This is a genomic window from Flavobacterium pectinovorum (assembly GCF_900142715.1).
GTDB lineage: Bacteria > Bacteroidota > Bacteroidia > Flavobacteriales > Flavobacteriaceae > Flavobacterium > Flavobacterium pectinovorum.
Genome location: NZ_FRBX01000001.1, coordinates 281433 through 299638 on the forward strand (window position 1 = coordinate 281433; position 18206 = coordinate 299638).

19 protein-coding genes are annotated in these 18206 nt (G+C 33.0%); 10 read left to right on the forward strand and 9 right to left on the reverse strand.

Annotated features, from left to right (window positions below; genetic code table 11):
* Window positions 1–120 precede the first annotated feature (120 nt).
* Window positions 121–795 carry a tRNA (guanosine(37)-N1)-methyltransferase TrmD gene (gene trmD / locus BUE22_RS00980; RefSeq protein WP_059116141.1) on the reverse strand — a complete coding sequence of 225 codons (675 nt, stop codon included), beginning with the start codon at window positions 793–795 and terminating at the stop codon, window positions 121–123.
* 212 nt (window positions 796–1007) lie between these two features.
* On the opposite strand from trmD, the gene BUE22_RS00985 reads away from it, so the two are divergent.
* The 7 genes from BUE22_RS00985 (at window position 1008) to BUE22_RS01015 (ending at window position 6445) form a co-directional block, all read left to right on the forward strand.
* The gene (locus BUE22_RS00985) at window positions 1008–1913 is read left to right on the forward strand and encodes a Zn-dependent protease (RefSeq protein ID WP_073393074.1); all 906 of its coding nucleotides are present in this window, start codon (window positions 1008–1010) and stop codon (window positions 1911–1913) included.
* A 6-nt stretch (window positions 1914–1919) separates the two neighbouring features.
* Window positions 1920–2450 carry an NADPH-dependent FMN reductase gene (locus tag BUE22_RS00990; protein ID WP_073393076.1) on the forward strand — a complete coding sequence of 177 codons (531 nt, stop codon included), beginning with the start codon at window positions 1920–1922 and terminating at the stop codon, window positions 2448–2450.
* 41 nt (window positions 2451–2491) lie between these two features.
* Entirely contained in the window at window positions 2492–3355 is an 864-nt protein-coding gene (locus BUE22_RS00995) for a sugar phosphate isomerase/epimerase family protein (RefSeq protein WP_073393078.1), read from the forward strand.
* Between the two features lie 50 nt (window positions 3356–3405).
* On the forward strand, window positions 3406–3756 hold the full coding sequence (locus BUE22_RS01000) for a cupin domain-containing protein (protein ID WP_042566428.1): 351 nt from the start codon (window positions 3406–3408) through the stop codon (window positions 3754–3756).
* A gap of 141 nt (window positions 3757–3897) precedes the next feature.
* A complete protein-coding gene (locus BUE22_RS01005) occupies window positions 3898–5046 on the forward strand; it encodes an MFS transporter (RefSeq protein WP_243396848.1) in 1149 nt (382 codons plus the stop codon).
* A 60-nt stretch (window positions 5047–5106) separates the two neighbouring features.
* Window positions 5107–6039, forward strand: coding sequence for a peptidylprolyl isomerase (locus BUE22_RS01010; protein ID WP_042566426.1), 933 nt, complete (start codon window positions 5107–5109; stop codon window positions 6037–6039).
* A 97-nt stretch (window positions 6040–6136) separates the two neighbouring features.
* Complete coding sequence (locus tag BUE22_RS01015) at window positions 6137–6445, forward strand: c-type cytochrome (protein ID WP_073393082.1); 309 nt, start codon at window positions 6137–6139, stop codon at window positions 6443–6445.
* 92 nt (window positions 6446–6537) lie between these two features.
* On the opposite strand, the gene BUE22_RS01020 is transcribed toward BUE22_RS01015, so the two are convergent.
* The 3 genes from BUE22_RS01020 to BUE22_RS01030 form a co-directional block, all read right to left on the reverse strand.
* On the reverse strand, window positions 6538–6933 hold the full coding sequence (locus BUE22_RS01020) for a GreA/GreB family elongation factor (protein ID WP_073393084.1): 396 nt from the start codon (window positions 6931–6933) through the stop codon (window positions 6538–6540).
* A 404-nt stretch (window positions 6934–7337) separates the two neighbouring features.
* Window positions 7338–7892, reverse strand: a complete 555-nt coding sequence (locus BUE22_RS01025; protein WP_073394246.1) for a thioredoxin family protein — start codon at window positions 7890–7892, stop codon at window positions 7338–7340.
* A 301-nt stretch (window positions 7893–8193) separates the two neighbouring features.
* Window positions 8194–9087, reverse strand: coding sequence for an alpha/beta fold hydrolase (locus BUE22_RS01030; protein ID WP_073393086.1), 894 nt, complete (start codon window positions 9085–9087; stop codon window positions 8194–8196).
* A gap of 116 nt (window positions 9088–9203) precedes the next feature.
* On the opposite strand from BUE22_RS01030, the gene BUE22_RS01035 reads away from it, so the two are divergent.
* On the forward strand, window positions 9204–9539 hold the full coding sequence (locus BUE22_RS01035) for a tRNA-binding protein (RefSeq protein WP_042566421.1): 336 nt from the start codon (window positions 9204–9206) through the stop codon (window positions 9537–9539).
* A gap of 145 nt (window positions 9540–9684) precedes the next feature.
* Here the strand turns inward: BUE22_RS01035 and BUE22_RS01040 are convergent, their stop codons facing one another.
* The 5 genes from BUE22_RS01040 to BUE22_RS01060 form a co-directional block, all read right to left on the reverse strand.
* Window positions 9685–10233, reverse strand: coding sequence for an RBBP9/YdeN family alpha/beta hydrolase (locus tag BUE22_RS01040; RefSeq protein WP_073393088.1), 549 nt, complete (start codon window positions 10231–10233; stop codon window positions 9685–9687).
* A gap of 21 nt (window positions 10234–10254) precedes the next feature.
* Window positions 10255–11082: an alpha/beta hydrolase gene (locus tag BUE22_RS01045; RefSeq protein ID WP_073394247.1), complete on the reverse strand. Its 828-nt coding sequence runs from the start codon at window positions 11080–11082 to the stop codon at window positions 10255–10257.
* 10 nt (window positions 11083–11092) lie between these two features.
* On the reverse strand, window positions 11093–13357 hold the full coding sequence (locus BUE22_RS01050; protein WP_073393090.1) for a glycoside hydrolase family 3 N-terminal domain-containing protein: 2265 nt from the start codon (window positions 13355–13357) through the stop codon (window positions 11093–11095).
* 86 nt (window positions 13358–13443) lie between these two features.
* Window positions 13444–13812 carry a PUR family DNA/RNA-binding protein gene (locus BUE22_RS01055; RefSeq protein ID WP_026981839.1) on the reverse strand — a complete coding sequence of 123 codons (369 nt, stop codon included), beginning with the start codon at window positions 13810–13812 and terminating at the stop codon, window positions 13444–13446.
* 68 nt (window positions 13813–13880) lie between these two features.
* Window positions 13881–15659, reverse strand: a complete 1779-nt coding sequence (locus BUE22_RS01060; protein ID WP_073393092.1) for an ABC transporter ATP-binding protein — start codon at window positions 15657–15659, stop codon at window positions 13881–13883.
* Window positions 15660–15862: 203 nt separating this feature from the next.
* Here BUE22_RS01060 and BUE22_RS01065 point away from each other — a divergent pair, with 203 nt between their 5' ends.
* Together BUE22_RS01065 and nusB are read left to right on the forward strand one after the other, a co-directional pair.
* Window positions 15863–16969, forward strand: coding sequence for a Glu/Leu/Phe/Val family dehydrogenase (locus BUE22_RS01065; RefSeq protein WP_042566416.1), 1107 nt, complete (start codon window positions 15863–15865; stop codon window positions 16967–16969).
* A 228-nt stretch (window positions 16970–17197) separates the two neighbouring features.
* Window positions 17198–18109: a transcription antitermination factor NusB gene (gene nusB / locus BUE22_RS01070; protein WP_073394248.1), complete on the forward strand. Its 912-nt coding sequence runs from the start codon at window positions 17198–17200 to the stop codon at window positions 18107–18109.
* Window positions 18110–18206: the final 97 nt, after the last annotated feature.

Sequence of the window (18206 nt, forward strand, 5' to 3'; positions counted from 1 at the left end):
CAAATTTTTAAAATTCCAAATTCCAATGCAAAACGTCAAATTACAATATAAGTAAAATTCCAAATTCCAATCTTTTAACTAGTTGATCAATTGGAATTTGGAATTTTAAAAATTTGGATTTTATTCTAACAGATCCGGGCGTCTGTTCTTTGTATGTTCATACGCCATATCTTCTCGCCATTTGTCAATTTTGGCAAAATGACCACTGGTTAAAACTTCCGGAACTTTCCATCCCTTATAATCTGCAGGTCTTGTATATATAGGTCCGGAAAGTAAATTATCCTGAAAACTATCTGTCAATGCCGAAGTTTCATCGCTTAAAACTCCTGGAATTAATCGAATTAAAGCATCAGATAAAACCAAAGCGCCTAATTCTCCTCCGGATAAAACATAATCGCCAATCGAAATTTCTTTGGTAATAAAATGATCACGAACACGCTGGTCTACACCTTTATAATGCCCGCATAAAATGATAATATTTTCATACATCGACATTGTATTCGCCATTTTTTGGTTTAAAGTTTCTCCATCTGGCGACATATAAATGATTTCATCATATTCGCGCTCACTTTTTAAATGAGTAATACAAGCATCAATAGGCTGAACGGTCATTACCATTCCGGCGCCACCGCCAAACGGATAATCGTCGACACTTTTTTGTTTATTAGTTGTATAATCTCGCAAATTATGAAAATGAACTTCAACCAAACCTTTGTCGATGGCACGTTTCATAATCGAAGCCTCAAACGGACTTTTTAATAATTCCGGCAAAATCGTAATAATATCAATTCGCATTTTTCTTCAATATTTTCTAAGCGGCAAAGATACAAAGTAATATTTGAGAACTTTGAAAATATAACAAGAACAATTTGAGGGATTATTGTTAGTTGATATAATCGTAATTGCAATATTTTTTTCTAAATATAAATTTGAAAAAAAAAGTTGAGAAGAAATCCAAATAGAAAATAAGAATAGCTATTTTTTTGAATATATTTAACGAAAAGTATATGAGAAAAATAGCTATTCTTATTTTTATAATATTTTGTTCCTGCAGTAAAGAAAAAACAAATAAAATTCCAAAAGAAGTCCCAAAAGAAATTCCGAAAGAAGCGTCTTATTTTAAACACATTAAAAGTAATGATGTTAAATTGGCCGAACCTGTTTATGGAGATTGGTTGTTTTCTCATAAAGAAAAAGGACAAACTTTTGAGCAATACTTTACATCTAAACATATTGTGCCAACAAAGGAGGCAAATATTATTTACATCCGACCTATTGGAAATTTTAATTCTTTGCAAAAAAAACAAATTAAGCTCGCTAATGAATATTTAGAAATTTACTTTCAATTAAAAACAAAAACGTTAGCACCTATTTCTAATGACGTGGTTCCAAATTCTTCCAGAAGAATGATGTATGGTCATGAACAGTTATTGGCAGGTTATCTTTTAAATGATGTTTTGAAAGAAGAAAAACCTTTAAACAGAATTGCCTTAATGGGGCTTTCAGAATTGGATTTATATCCTAAGCCTGAATGGAATTATGTTTTTGGTTTGGCTTCTTATCATGATAAAGTGGCTGTGAGTTCAATTTATAGATTGCAGGATGGAGAATTAACATCTGAAAACTTCAATTTATGTTTATCACGATTACTTAAAATAAGCTCTCATGAAATCGGACATATGTTTGGTTTGCATCATTGTATTGCGGCTGATTGTGTAATGAATGGTACTAATAGTATGGAAGAAACCGACCGGCATTCGATAAGATTATGTTCTGTCTGCCAAAGAAAATTGAATTCGTGTATACAATATGATAATAAAAAGAGGTTGAGTGATTTAGAGAAATATTTTAAAAAGAATGACTTAAACGACGAATTTGATTTGATGAAAAAAGATATTGGAATTATTCAATAAATAGAAATGAAAAAAACAAAAATTCTTGCAATAACCGGCAGTACCAGAAAAAATTCAAGCAACTTCAAAATTTTAAAATATATTTCGGATAATATTAAAACAGAATTCGAAGTTGAAATATTTGAAGATCTAACTGAAATACCACATTTCAATCCTGATTTGGATAATGAGAATCCACCAAATATGGTTACTTTTTTTAGGAATAAAATAAATGAGGCAGATGGCGTGCTAATTTGTACTCCCGAATATGTTTTTAGTTTACCGGGAAGTTTAAAAAATGCTTTAGAATGGTGTGTTTCGACTACTATTTTTTCAAATAAAAATATTGGATTAATAACCGCTTCGGCTTCTGGAGAAATGGGGCACAAGCAATTATTGCTTATAATGAAAACGCTCGAAGCTAAATTTCTGGATAATACACAACTTTTAATTCAGGGCATCCGTGGAAAAATTAATGAAGAAGGAAAAATTATAAACGAAGAAACAGAATCTGAACTTCAGGATTTTATATGTAATTTTGAAAGTCAATTTAATTAAAGATTTTATTTAAAAGATTATTTTTACTTAAAAAAGATAAGATGATTTCCAGAAGAACTTTTGTTATTAATTCCGGTTTAGCTACTGCAGCAGTTTTAGCGATGCCATCTTTAGCTTTTACTATGAACAAAAAAGAAATTGGTTTACAATTATATACATTGCGAGATGAAATTTCGAAAGATGTAAAATCTACCTTGCAAAAAGTAGCCGCTGCAGGTTATACAAATATTGAAACTTATGGATTTTCTATAAAAGATCAGTTTTGGGGAATTTCGCCAACAGCACTTAAAAAAATCTTAGACGAAAATCAATTAAAAGCCGTAAGCGGACATTATAATTTAGGAAGTTTTTTATATGATGGAAACACAACAGAGCTTATTGCGGCAATTGAAGCAGCAAAAGTTTTAAAAAGCGAGTATTTGACAATTCCCTGGGTTGATGAGCCATTTAGAAAAGATTTTAAAACAATAGCGTCACGATTAAATGAAGCTGCAAAAATGTGCAAAGCTTCAGGCTTAAAATTAGCGTATCATAATCATGATTTTGAATTTCAAGAACACGATGGAATTACCGGATATGAAATCTTACTAAAAGAAACAGACAAAGATTTAGTATATTTTGAGTTAGATTTATATTGGGTGGTTCGCTCAGGAAATGATCCGTTGAAATTGTTTAAGGAAAATCCCGGACGTTTTAAAATGTGGCATGTTAAAGATATGAACAAATTAAATCAAGCTTTAAATACTGAAGTTGGTTCGGGTTCAATTGATTTTAAAACTATTTTTAAGGAAGCAAAACAATCAGGAATGAAACATTTTTTTGTTGAACAGGAGAATAATTACAATCCAAATTCTTTTGAGTCTATAAAAAACAGCTATGATTTTATTTCCAAAGAATTGCTTTAGAATAATTCATTTAGAAACCTTATTTTTGTAGGAATAAAATCAGAATAAATATGCAAAGTTTCGGAACAAGTAAAGAATTTATAAAAGGCGATGATATTGAATGGGAAGTGGTTGGTGAAGGAATTAAACGCAAAATCCTGGCTTATGATGATAAAGTAATGCTGGTAAATGTTCATTTTGAAAAAGGTGGAATAGGTGTTTTACATGAGCATTATCATTCTCAGGTAACTTATGTCTCAAGCGGTAAATTCGATGTTACAATTTCTGGTGTTACCCAAACATTAAAAGAAGGCGATAGCTTTTATATTCCGCCACATGCAATTCATGGTGTTGTTTGTCTCGAAAGCGGACTTTTAACAGATGTATTTAGCCCGATGCGTGAAGATTTTATGAAATCATAAAGTTTTAAAATCAATATAATCTTTAAAATCAATCTCTGATTTGATTCTGAATTTGAAAAATTTTTACAATTTTTAAAGTTTTGGTTAAAATTAGATTGGTATTTTTGCAAAATGAATTTATCCAAAACGAATGTCTTATTTATGGCAGTTTGCACTGGACTTATAGTTGCAAATCTTTATTACTGCCAGCCTTTAATTGTTTTAATTGCCAACGAATTTAAAATTCCGGAAGCCAATGCAGGAACCATAACATATCTTACACAAGCCGGATATGCAATTGGTTTATTTTTCATGGTTCCGTTAGGTGACAAAATCGAGCGTAAAAAGCAAATTTTGATGACCACTTTTGCGTCGGTAATAGCCTTAATTTTAGCTGCAACAGCAAAGAGTTTCTTTCTTTTGCAAATAGCTTCTTTATTAATAGGAATCACTTCAATAGTTCCACAGCTTATTTTGCCATTGGCGGCTTCATTAAGTGCGCAGGAACAACGAGGAAAAGTTGTTGGAACTATTATGAGCGGCTTATTGGTCGGAATTTTACTTTCAAGAACTTTAAGCGGATTCATTGGTCAGGTTTTGGGTTGGAGATCGATGTTTTATATCGCAGCCGGAATCTGTCTTTTGATCTTTTTTGTAATTCAGAATAAATTCCCCATTAATAAACCTCAGTTTCAGGGAACTTACGGTCAATTGATTTCTTCTCTTTTTACACTAATAAAAACACAGCCGGTTTTGCGTGAAGCTACATTAATCAATGTATTCAGTTTTGCACAATTTGGTGCTTTCTGGACTACAATGGTATTACTGCTTTCCGGAGAACCTTTCCATTTTAATAGTGCAACAATTGGTTTATTCGGAATTGTTGGTGCATCCGGAGCTTTGGCAGCGCCATTAGTTGGAAAAATGGGTGACAAAGGCGGGTCTAGAGTAGCGGTTGGTTACGGCTGTTTGCTGATATTAATAAGTTTTTTAATTTTTTACTTTTCAGTAGAAAGCGTAATTGGTATTGCGATTGGAATTGTATTTATTGATATCGGAATTCAAGGCGTTCATATTTCAAACCAAACCCGTGTTTATTCTCTACTTCCCGAAGCAAGAAATAGACTGAATACCGTATTTATGTCGTTTAGCTTTTTAGGAACGGCTGCAGGATCTGCATACGGATTATTATTATGGAAATTAGGAGGATGGCACGCCGTAAGTATTGGTTGTGTTGGATTGTCTTTATTAGCATTTACAGTTTACGGACTTACTTATAAATCATCCCGACGCTTCGGGACTAAAAAATAGAAAGCACAAATTGATACAGAATTAATTTGTAAATTTGCAATCAAAATTAAAAATTACAACATGGAAAACGGAATATACGCTAAATTCAATACTAGTAAAGGTTCGATTTTAGTAAAACTTACACACGACTTAACACCAGGAACCGTAGGGAATTTTGTAGCTCTTGCAGAAGGAAATATGGAAAATAAAGTAAAACCACAGGGACAAAAATTCTATGACGGATTAACATTTCATAGAGTAATTCCTGATTTTATGATTCAGGGTGGATGTCCTAAAGGAACAGGAACTGGAGATCCTGGTTATAAATTTGATGATGAATTTCACCCAAGTTTAAAACATGATCGTCCGGGAGTTTTAGCTATGGCAAACTCAGGTCCTGCAAGTAATGGTTCTCAATTTTACATCACTCACGTTCCAACTTCTTGGTTAGACGGAAAACACACTGTTTTTGGTCACGTAATCGAAGGTCAGGACGTTGTTGATGCTGTTGCTCAAGGTGATAATCTTGATGCAGTAGAAATCATCAGAGTTGGTGAAGAAGCTGAAAAATGGAATGCTATTGAAGCTTTTGTTGGTTTAAAAGGTGCACGTTTGAAAAGAGACGCTGCCTTAAAAGCTGAATCTGAAGCTAAAATGGAGCAATTAGCTGCTGGATTTGACAGAACTGAAAGCGGATTACGTTACAAAATGATTAATAAAGGAGACGGTAAAAAAGCAGAAGCAGGTAAAACAGTTTCTGTACACTACGAAGGTTCATTAGAAAACGGAAAAGTGTTTGATTCATCTTATCCAAGAAAAAAACCAATCGAATTTAGATTAGGTCAGGGCCAGGTTATTGAAGGATGGGACGAAGGTATTGCTTTATTACAAGTTGGTGACAAAGCTCGTTTTGTAATTCCGTCTGATTTAGCTTATGGAGCTGCAGGTGCAGGAGGTGTAATTCCACCAAACGCAACTTTGATTTTTGACGTTGAATTAATGGACGTAAAATAAGAAGCTTACAAAACAATTTAGTTTTGTTTTAAATAATAATCCCATTCGCCAGCCGAGTGGGATTTTTTTATATTTACTCAAAAATTAAAGCAAAATAATGAAAGCAAAAATCCTAATCCTAACCGCTGTAACTCTACTTTTAGTTTCATGCGGAACTAAAAAATCGGTTCCTGCTGTAGCAGCTACACCTACAGTTACCGAAACTAAAGCCACAGAATTAACACCTGAATTGGCGGAAGGAAAAAACCTTTATGATAACAGTTGCGCAAGATGCCACAAACTTTACGAGCCAAAGAAATTTAGTCAGGAGGAATGGAAGCCAATTTTGACAAGGATGCAGAAGAAAGCACATTTAGATGATGTTCAAATGGCTTCGATATCAAACTATATTACATCCCAATTATAAGTGTATTTAGAAAGGCATTCTTTAAACGGGATGCTTTTTTTATTTTAGTTGAGAACAAAAAAAACACCTTCACAAATGAGGTGTTTTAAAATTTAAGAATGATGTACAGCCGTATTGTCTACAGCAATTATTTTTAAAGTTTTTATTCCGGCAGGCAATTCCCAATCGACTTCGTCATTTTCTTTAAAACCAATAATGGCAACACTTAAAGGCGCTAAGATTGAAATTTTTCCTGATTTTACATCAGATAAAGAAGGTAAAACAATTTGAATTTTCATTTGTTTTTTTGCCTTGACATCTTCAATTGTAACAAACGAATTGATTCTGACAACAGAATGATCTAATTCGCTTTCCTTACTTATAACTGCGCGATCTAATTCTTGCGAAAGCTGATTGGCTTCTTTTGTGTTTGTTGAATTTTTACTTTTTAGTATCAGTTCTCTTAAAAACTGATAATCTGTTTTACAGAAAGTGGGTGTTGGTTTCATAATGATATGTATTATTTATTGAATTTTAAACTTGAATAATTGATTGATACGCTTGATAAAGCTTAAATTGTTTTCAAATGCATATTGCATTCGAAATAGGCTAATGAATGTTGTGAAAAATTTTAATTGAAAGAACCAGAAAATTATTTGAGAGAGAATTTACTCTTTCAAATAAAATAAATGATTCGTTTTTTGGTAAAAATCCTCCGCCTGAAAGAAGAAATTGAAATAGACGGAGGCCTAATTAATAAAGGCCTTACTATGTGAAATAAATGCAGCAGCAAGCGGTTTTCTTTTCAAAGAAAACAACAAAGATGTAGCTGTAAATATATTTATAGTACTCACAATGAGAAATGTTTATTGATCTGCAAATATAGGAAAAGTTTTCTAAAAAAGCTAAAATCTTATTTCCACTTAATACTACAGCCAATACTTGGTTTTTGAGTTTCGTTTAAACTTCTGTTGTAAATCAGGGTATCTATGGCGCTTCTTAAATCACTTCCACTTAAAGGAATTCCGTTATTAGGTCTTGAATCGTCAAGCTGACCACGGTAAAATAAGCGATCTAAATTATCAAATAAATAAAAATCTGGTGTGCATGCGGCGTCATAAGCTTTGGCAACTTCCTGACTTTCGTCGAATAAATAAGGAAAATCTATTTTATTCTGAAAAGCAAATTCTGTCATCATTTCCGGTGAATCCTGTGGATATTTTTTGACATCGTTGCTGGAAATTGCAATTACTCCAATTCCTTGTACACGGTAATCATTAGCTATCATAATAATTTCCGGTAATGCATGATGCACAAACGGACAATGATTGCAGATAAAAATCACAAGTGTTCCTTTTGATCCTTTTACATCTTCAAACGAGTAAACGTTATTAGAATTAGTATCTTTTAGTTTGAAGTTTGGAGCAATTGTTCCAAGCGGAAGCATATTTGAAGAAGTTTGTGCCATTTTCTTAAAGTCTTTATTCAAAAGTAAATTTAAATTCTGAATGTTGTGGACAAACATAAGTTTTTTTGTACTGTTGGTTGTTTTTAACCGCAAAGTTCGCAAAGCTGAATCAATATACAGCTTTGCGAACTTTAATTTTTACAAGATCACATACAGATGAAAAAATCCTTGCGAACTTTGCGGTTAATTTTTTTCATATTCTATTTCTCAACTTTTCAAAAAAATATATCCAAAGAGACATATTATTAAAAATAGCTCTTTGGATATTATTGTATTTAGGAAATGATATATATAGAAGATTTTATGAATTTAAGAAATCCAATAAATCTGAGTTTAATTTGTCTTTGTGTGTGTAAAACAATCCGTGTGGAGCGCCTTCGTACACAATATATATATTTTGACGGATGGCCTCTGCTGTTTTCTTAGATGTTAAATCTATTGGAACAATTTTGTCATCATCGCCATGTATAATTAAAGTAGGAACTTTTACAAAATCCAGTTCATCTCTAAAATCAGTATAAGAAAAAGATTCAGCACATTTTAAAGTCGCTCTTGGAGAAGCAAAAGAACACAACATTCTGTAATATTCCATCAATGGCGTACTTAATGGTTTATTAATAATATTTACACCAAAAAAGGTTTTTCCAAAATTATCTACAAAACCTATTCTGTCTTCTTTAATTGCATTGGCAGTATTATCGCTTTTTTCCTTTGGATGTCCGTCCGGATTATCATTTGTTTTTAATAAAAATGGAACAACAGAAGAGATTAAGGCAGCTTTTGTAACGCCTTTTCCACCATATTTGCTAAAATAACGAACTACTTCGCCACCACCCATAGAAAAACCTACAAGAGTAGCATCTTCTAAATGTAATTGCTCGATAATTTCTTTTAAGTCATCTGTCAGAGTATCATAATCGTAGCCTTCCCAAGGTTGAGAAGATTTACCAAAACCACGGCGATCGTAGGCAATTACCCTAAAGCCATTTTGCACTAAAAAGTCGATTTGATATTCCCACATTTCATTAGAAAGCGGCCAGCCGTGAATTAAAATTACCGGTTTTCCTTTACCATAATCTCTTACATATAATTTTACATTTGGATCTGTTTCTATATACTTATCAGTACATTGTACGGAAATATCACAATTTAAATCTCTAAGAGACGGGCTGCTATTCGTTAAAACATTTTCCATTTTATATTTTTTTAATTGTTAGCTTTATTCATTTACATTTGTAAAATTAAAAGCTTCATCGATAAAAAAAGTTATAGAATTTGAGTCAATACTTACAATATTAATATCTTAAAATAATGGATTTAACCTGGAATGAATTTGAAAGAACCGATATGCGCGTAGGAACCATCATTGAGGTAAATGATTTTCCTGAAGCCAGAAAACCTGCTTATCAACTCACAATTGATTTTGGTGCCGAAATTGGCATCAGAAAATCATCTGCACAAATTACAGTACATTACAAAAAAGAAGATTTAATAAATAGACAAATTATATCGGTTGTGAATTTTCCAAAAAAACAAATTGGAAAATTTATGAGCGAATGTCTTGTTCTTGGCGCAATAGGCAAGGAGGGAGACGTGATTTTATTAGCTCCAGATTTTAAAATAGAAAACGGTTTGCGTATTGGTTAATTTTAGTTTTTAGTGTATTAAATTTAACCGCAGAGTTCGCAAAGATTTTACGCAAAGTCCGCAAGGTTTAATACACAAAGCTTTGCGAACTTTTAATCCTTAAATCAGCCCGAAAAAAAAAACTTAGCGAACTTTGCGGTAAAATTTATTGGTTTATTTTAGAAATTAATTTCTGTAGAATCACCTGCCCTTCTTCCCAATATTTTAAATCAGAATCAGAGTTAATGTGACCTTTTTGTCCTACGTTTACAAAATCACTTCCCCACATTTCAGCAAAATATTGTTTTCTTTCGAAAGAAGCGTAAGGATCGTTTTCACTCGCCACAACTATTGATGGAAAAGGTAATTTTGAAATGGGCATTGGAGCAAAATTTCTAATAATCTCCGGCGTGTGTTGAGGTGAATCTACATCGGCGGGAGCTACCAATAATGCGCCAACAATATTTTTATTATTGTTTAATGCTGCCCAATGGTTTACCAATGAAACCGCAAGACTATGCGCAACCAAAATAGTTGGTTTATCCAATTTTGCCACTTCTTCATTCAATCTTTGAAGCCATTCTTCACGAACAGGTTCGTCCCAATTGTCCTGAACAAGGCGGGTTGAATTTTCGAATTTTTTATGCCAAAAAGTTTGCCAGTGTTTGTCACCAGAATTTCCCAGTCCGGGTAATATTAATAAGTTTGCTTCCATTGCCGTGGATTTTTTAAATTATTATTTTTTGATTTGTTTCTCTTTCAAAATACGATTTATTTCATTTACAAGCAACGGAAATGCAGGTTCTGTCATTCCGTGACCATATCCGTCTAATTCGTAAAGCTTCGTTTCTTTATGTCCCACTAATTTCATCATGCGTGCCATATATGCGTTTTCTTCGTAGCGCCCTAACATTTCTAATTCGCGATCTCCGGTAATTAATAAAAGAGGAGGAGCATCAGCACGAACATGAAAAAGTGGTGCAAATTCATCAATTGTTGGCTGTTTTTCAGGAATTCCGTTTTCTCTTCTAATTTCAAAATGGGTAATGCACTGACCGCTAAACGGAATCAATCCTGCAATTTTATTAGCATCAATTCCTTCTTTTTGAAGATATTTTTTATCTAAACCAATCATCGAAGCTAAATATCCTCCTGCAGAATGCCCTGAAACAAAAATCGAGGAATTATCACCGCCATAATTAATAATATTATTAAATGCCCACGCAACAGCGGCAGCGGCATCATCAATGGCTCTTGCGGCTTTTGCTTTTGGAGATAATCTGTAATTAACGCCAATAATAGCAAAACCTTTGTTTTTTAAAGCTTCCGGAATTTCTTTGCTTCCTCCGGTTAAACCTCCGCCATGAAACCAAATTATTGTTGCGAAATTTTTAGTGTTTTTTGGGTAATAAATATCCAAAACACATCTTTCGTTTATGTAACTGTCAGATTTATTGGTTGCTGCATTATAATATTGAATATTGGTTTTAGTTTCATATTCTGCTTTTTGGGCAAAAGCCGAAACTCCAATAAAAAAGCAAAGTAATACGGTTATTTTCTTCATAATATAAATTTTACTCCACTTTAAAATCACCTTCCAGACCATTTTCTGCATGCGAAGCAATCCACACTTTAAAATCGCCCGGCTCTGTTTTAAGTTCCATTTTATCATTATAAAAAGCAAGCTCAGAAACAGGAATTGAAAATTGTACGGTTTTAGATTCCTTAGGTTTTAATTCGATTTGTATAAAATCTTTAAGTTCTCTAATCGGCCTTACAATGCTTCCTGTAATATCTCGCACATATAGCTGCACCGTTTCTGTTCCTGTCGTATTTCCGGTATTCGTAATTACAGCAGAAACGTTTAATTTTTCGGTATTATTATTTTTAAGAATTGCTTTTTCAATTTTTAAATTTTCATAAGAGAAGGTTGTATAACTCAAACCAAATCCAAACGGATATTGAGGTTCATAGCCCGCATCAAGATAATGAGAATTATTTCCCAGAGAACTTTGCCAGGCTTCGACAGGAATATCCTGAATAGCGACAAAAGTTTTAGGATCTGCAGGTCTTCCAGTATTTGGATGGTTGTAGTAAATAGGGATTTGACCCACTTCTTTTGGCCATGTTACAGGCAATTTCCCTGACGGATTTACAACTCCCAGAAGTACATCAGAAATTGCAGGGCCAGCCATAGTTCCCGGATGCCATGCCATGATTAAGGCATTTACTTTTGGTAAAACCGCACCTAATGTAATAGGTCTTCCGGACATTATTACCAATACAATTGGCTTTCCTGTTTTTTGTAATTCAGCAATTAATTTTTCCTGCAAACCTGGTAAATTAATATTGGCTCTTGAATGTGCTTCTCCGGAAAGAATAGCTTCTTCTCCTGCAAAAAACAAAATCACATCTGATTTTTTAGCTTCTGCAATTGCGGCTGCAAAACCTTCTTCAGATAAAGATCGACTATGCGAAAGCCCGGCGGAATAAAATACATTATTTGCGCCAAAACTATTTTGTAGTGCTTTTAGTGGGGTTTGAGAATCTTCTTTATTTCCGTCAAAAATCCAGGTTCCTAATTGTTCTCGTGAAGCATCTGCCAAAGGACCAATAACCGCTATTTTTTGATTGGATTTTAAAGGTAAAATCTGATTCTCATTTTTTAATAAAACGCAGCTTTTACTTGCTGCTGTTTTTGCAGTTTGTAAAGCATCGGCACTTAATAACGAAAATTTTTCGCGGTCTTTAAAATATGGATTTTCAAAAATTCCCGCTCTAAATTTTATTCGTAGAATATTACGAACCATTTCGTCCAGTTGATTTTCAGAGATTTTCTTCTCAGCAATCAGCGTTTTTAAATGATGGGCATACGATAAACTGGTCATTTCCATATCAAGTCCTGCTGAGGCAGATTTTAATGCAGCATCTTTCTCGTCAGCTGCAAAACCATGCGGAATCATTTCAGTAACCGAATTCCAGTCGCTTACCACAAAGCCATCGTATTTCCATTCTTCGCGTAATATTTTTTTAAGTAAAAAAGGGTTTCCAGAAGCCGGAACTCCGTTTACGTCGTTAAAAGAACTCATGAAAGTAGCGGCTCCAGCTTTTGCTGCGGCTTCAAAAGGTTTTAAATATACATTTCGAAGCAAAGATTCAGACATGCTTACAGTGTTGTAATCTCGTCCGCCTTCTGCAGCTCCATAAGCGGCAAAATGTTTAGCACAAGCCAAAATTTGTCCGGGAACAGCAGGATCATTTCCCTGAAATCCTTTTACATAAGCAACTCCCAATCGTGATGCTAATAAAGGATCTTCACCTGGCGATTCTGCAATTCTTCCCCAACGGGCGTCTCTGGCAATATCAACCATTGGGGCATACGTCCAGTTAATGCATCTTGAATACGATTCATTAGCGGCGATTTTTGATGTTTTTTCGACCAAATCCATATCCCATGAAGCGGCTAAGCCTAAGGGGATCGGAAAAATAGTTTTATAACCGTGAATAACATCTCTTCCAAATAATAACGGAATATGATTGGGACTTTCTTCGACTGCAATTTTTTGTATTTCAAAAACAAGATTTGGATCTGTAAGATTTAAAATAGCACCTACTAAACCCTTTCGAACATCATTTTTAAGTTCTTCAGATAAACCTTTACTGCGGCTTGAAGTTCCTTTAAGGCATGCCTGACCAATTTTTTGTTCCAGGGTCATGTTTTTTATGATGTTGCCGATTTTCTTTTCAATATTTAAATCGGTTTTTTGGCTGTAGGATATTGATATTATGGAGAGAAACAATAATAAGCAATAATGTGGTTTTGTGGTTAGTGTTTTCAAGGTTAGCTTTTTTTAAATTAAATATATAAAAAAAGTCCAAAATGCAGGACATATTGGACTCGTACTTTTTAAAAAGTTATATTGGACTAAATATCGTCAAAATCGATATCTGTAAAGCTAGATCTTTGGCCTTCAGGTTTATCAGAACCATATTCTTTTTTAAAATCTTTTTGATGCCTTTCAGAGATTACTTCTTCGCCTTTGTGGTTCAAGACATATGAAGTCATTTCCTCTAGTATTTCGGCAAAAGCACCAAAATCTTCCTTGTACAAGTAAATTTTGTGTTTTTTAAAATGAAAAGAACCGTCTTCTTCGGTAAATTTTTTACTTTCTGTAATCGTGATATAATAATCGTCTGCTTTAGTAGCTCTCACATCAAAGAAATAAGTTCTTCTTCCTGCTCGTAATACTTTAGAAAAAATCTCTTCTTTTTCTAACATGTCATTTTCTCTCATAATACGTTCTATCATTTTTGGAATTAATAGTACTCAAAAATCATAAAAATTTATCTATTACGCAACAATTAAAGTAATTCTTTTTCCGAAAGTTGTTTTAAATATAACGATGCATAATATCCTTCCTGATTTATTAATTGATTATGAGAGCCTTGTTGGATGATTTTACCATCTTCCAAAATGATTATTTTGTCGGCATTTTTTGCTGAAGATACCCGATGACTTACAATAATCGTAGTTTTATCCTTGCAAATTTCAAATAAATTGTTCAAAATCGTCTCTTCGGTTTCAGTATCAACGGCAGACAAACAATCGTCAAATAGCAGAATAGCAGGATTCTTAATAATCGCTCTTGCAATAGACACACGCTGCTTTTGTCCGCCCGAAAGTGTGATTCCTCTTTCTCCTAAAATAGTTTCATATTGTTTGTTAAAAGCTATAATGTTGTCATGAACTACAGCATTTTTTGCTGCTTCCATAACTTCGTCGTCGCTCGCATTCTGATTGCCAAATTTGATGTTGTTTTTAATGGTATCCGAAAATAAAAACGCATCCTGAGGCACAATTCCGATATTATTTCGAAGATCATTTAGGTTTAAAGTGCTTATTTCATTTCCATCAATTATAATTCTTCCTTCGGTAACATCATATAAACGAGAAATTAAAGATAATATTGTTGATTTTCCCGAACCCGTTTTTCCTAATATAGCAAGCGTTTCTCCTTTTTTTACTGTAAAAGTCACATTTTTTAAAGCTTCAATATTGGTGTCTTCATAAGTATAACTTACATTTTCGAAAGAAATCGAGCCCTGAATAGTAGATGGGTTTTCGTTGTTGTTTTTAATTTCCGGTTCAATTTTCAAAAATTCATTCAATCGTTTTTGAGAAGCTTCTGCTTCCTGAACCATCGATGAAACCCATCCTAATGAAGCAACAGGCCATGTTAACATGTTTACATAGAGAATGAATTCGGCAATTGTACCAATATTTTTAATCGTTCCGTTGATGTACATAACGCCTCCAAAATAAATCACAACCAAATTACTAATTCCGATTAAGGCAATCATCAAAGGCCCAAAAAGTGATTGAACTTTGGCTAAATCCAAACTTTTCTTTTTGCTTTCATCGGCAAGAGCTACCATATTATTTTGATGTTGATTTTCTAATGAATATGCTTTTATTACGCGAATTCCGGAAAATATCTCTTGTGAAAAACTAGAAACTTTTGATAAATATTGTTGAAAAGTGGTGCTTCTTTTATTGATTTCTGAACTCAGTTTAAAAATACAATAAGACAGAATAGGCAACGGCAATATCGTGTACAAAGTCAACAAAGGCGAAACATTATACATATATAAGATAACAATGGCAAAACGAATAAACGTATTGATCGTGTACATTACCGCGGGACCAACATACATGCGAACTTTAGAAACGTCTTCGCTAATACGGTTCATTAAATCTCCCGTACGGTTTTGTTTGTAGAAATTTTGCGAAAGATTTTCATATTGTTTAAAAACTTCATTTTTTAAATCAAATTCAATATGTCGCGACATTACAATTAAAGTCTGGCGCATCAGGAAAGTCAGGAAACCAGCAACAATTGCACTCCCAATGATTAACAGCACGTTGTGAATTAAATCCTGCTTGTAATAATTAATTATTATGGAAGATTTTTGATCGGCATCAGACAATTTTAAAAATTGCTCAATAACATTAAAAGAGTGACTGACAAGCTTTGGAGTGAATAAGAAAAAAATTTGTGCGATTATGGTTATTAAAATTCCAAAGGAAAAACTGTATTTATATTTAATAAAATATTTGTTTAAATAGCTTAATTCTTTCATTTTTTTAAGAGATTCAATATTAAGTTTATTTGATTTTGTGAATTATCCCTAATTAAAAGTATAATAAATTGTAATTAAATCAAAATAAAAATATTGTGTAATTGTTATTTTAAAGATAAAAAATTAGCGCAAGTGTATTTTTTGATTAAGTTTGAGAAGTCTTTTTGACAAATTCATAATTTTAACAAATAAATAGTAACGCTATGGATGCAACTTTCGCAACTGGAAAGGAACTTCAAAAAATGGATCCTGTTTTTGGTCAGTTATCTTTTGACGATCACGAACAAATTGTATTTTGCAATGACAAAGATACAGGTTTAAAAGCAATTATTGGTATTCATAATTCGGTTATGGGTCCAGCTTTGGGAGGTACTAGAATGTGGAATTATAATACCGAATGGGAAGCTTTAAACGATGTTTTGCGTCTTTCAAGAGGTATGACTTATAAATCTGCTATTACAGGACTTAATATTGGTGGTGGAAAAGCTGTCATTATTGGAGATGCTAAAACGCAGAAAACACCAGAATTGATGCGTAAGTTTGGTGAATTTGTTCACTCTTTAAGCGGAAGATATATTACTGCCGAAGATGTTGGAATGGAAACAAAAGATATGGACACTGTTAGAGACGTAACACCTTATGTTACGGGTATTTCTGAAGAAAGAGGCGGATCTGGAAATCCTTCTCCTATTACGGCTTACGGTGTTTATTTAGGAATGAAAGCGGCTGCAAAAAGCCAGTTTGGTTCTGATGTTTTAGATGGTAAAAAAGTTCTGGTTCAGGGAATTGGTCACGTTGGTGAAGCTTTGGTTGAATATTTAACTAAAGAAGGAGCGATCGTTACAATTGCTGATATCAACGAAGAAAAATTATACGAAGTAGCTCAAAAATACAACGCAACAATTTTTACAGGCGAAGATTTATATACTGCCGATGTTGATATTTACGCGCCATGTGCAATGGGAGCTACCATTAATGATGATACAGTAAACAAAATTAAAGCGAAAGTAATTGCTGGTGCTGCCAACAACCAATTAGCGGATGAAAATGTTCACGGGCCAAGATTGCAGGAAAGAGGTATTTTATACGCTCCGGATTTCTTGATTAACGCTGGTGGAATTATCAATGTTTATGCTGAATTAGAGCACTACGGAAAAGCCGAAATCATGACAAAAACCGAAAATATCTACAACACAACTTTAGAAATTATCGATTATGCCGTGAAAAACGGAATGACAACACATAAAGCTGCCCTTACAATTGCTCAAAATCGTATCGATTTGAGAAAAATTGAAAACAGCAAAAAATAATAAAGACAAGTTTTATTGTTGAGAGTCTCAGTCTCAGTCACAGTTTTTTGATGTATCAAAGGCTGCGACTGAAAACTGGGACTTTTTTTATATCGATTATGAATTACAGTTTTGAGATATTTTTATGGAATTAAATTTTAATATCGTCTCTTTAATTCTTATTTTTGCAAACTAATTTTTAAATGTTCTTACAAGGTGGTAAATAGAAGACACATACGCGTTAAAGTAATGCAATCCATTTATGCAATGCATCAAAGCGGTTCTGATAATATGGAAAAAGAAGAGAAGTTTCTTTTTTACAGCATTGATAATATTCAGGACTTATATCTTATAATGCTTTCTTCATTGATTGAAATTTGCAAAAAAGAATCTGTTTTTTTACATCTTTCAAGCAAAAAACATCTTGCAACTGCTGCAGAACGTAATCCGAATGAAAAATTTATCAAGAACAAAATTTTTCAGCTTCTTGCCGAAAGCAATTCCCTTAGTATTGCTTTAGAAAATCGTAAAATCAACAACTGGTCTTTAAATGACGATTATATCATTTTACTTTTAAATGATATTAAAGCGAGTGATTTGTATGCAAAATACATGAGCACAACAAAAAATACTTTTGAAGAAGACAGACAGTTTATAATTGATTTGTTTGCAGAAGTTATTGTTCCCAATGAAAAATTATATGAGTATTTAGAAGACGATAAATTAACATGGGTTGATGATATTCCGGTTGTAAATACACATATTATCAAACAATTGAAAGCTATAAAAACCGAAGATCCAGACGATTTTAGAGTGCCAAAATTGTATAAAGATGTTGAAGATAAAGACTTTGCAAAAGATTTATTTAGAAGAACAGTTTTAAACGAATCTATTTTTGCAAAAGAATACGATGATAAAACGCCAAATTGGGACAGCGATAGAATTGCTGAAATTGATACAATTATTTTGAAAATGGCAATTTGCGAATTTTTAAAATTCCCGTCGATTCCGGTAAAAGTTACTCTTAATGAATATTTAGAAATTGCGAAAGAATATTCTACACCAAAAAGTAGTATTTTTATCAACGGAATTTTAGATAATCTGGTAAAAGAACTTGAAGCCAACAAAAAGATGGTAAAAGCAGGAAGAGGGTTGATGTAAAAATTTAGAAGAAATTCCAATTTTTTTAAATTCCAAAATCCAATGCCACTCTGAGCGAAGTCAAAGAGTTAAAATAAAATATTAATAATAAATCAAA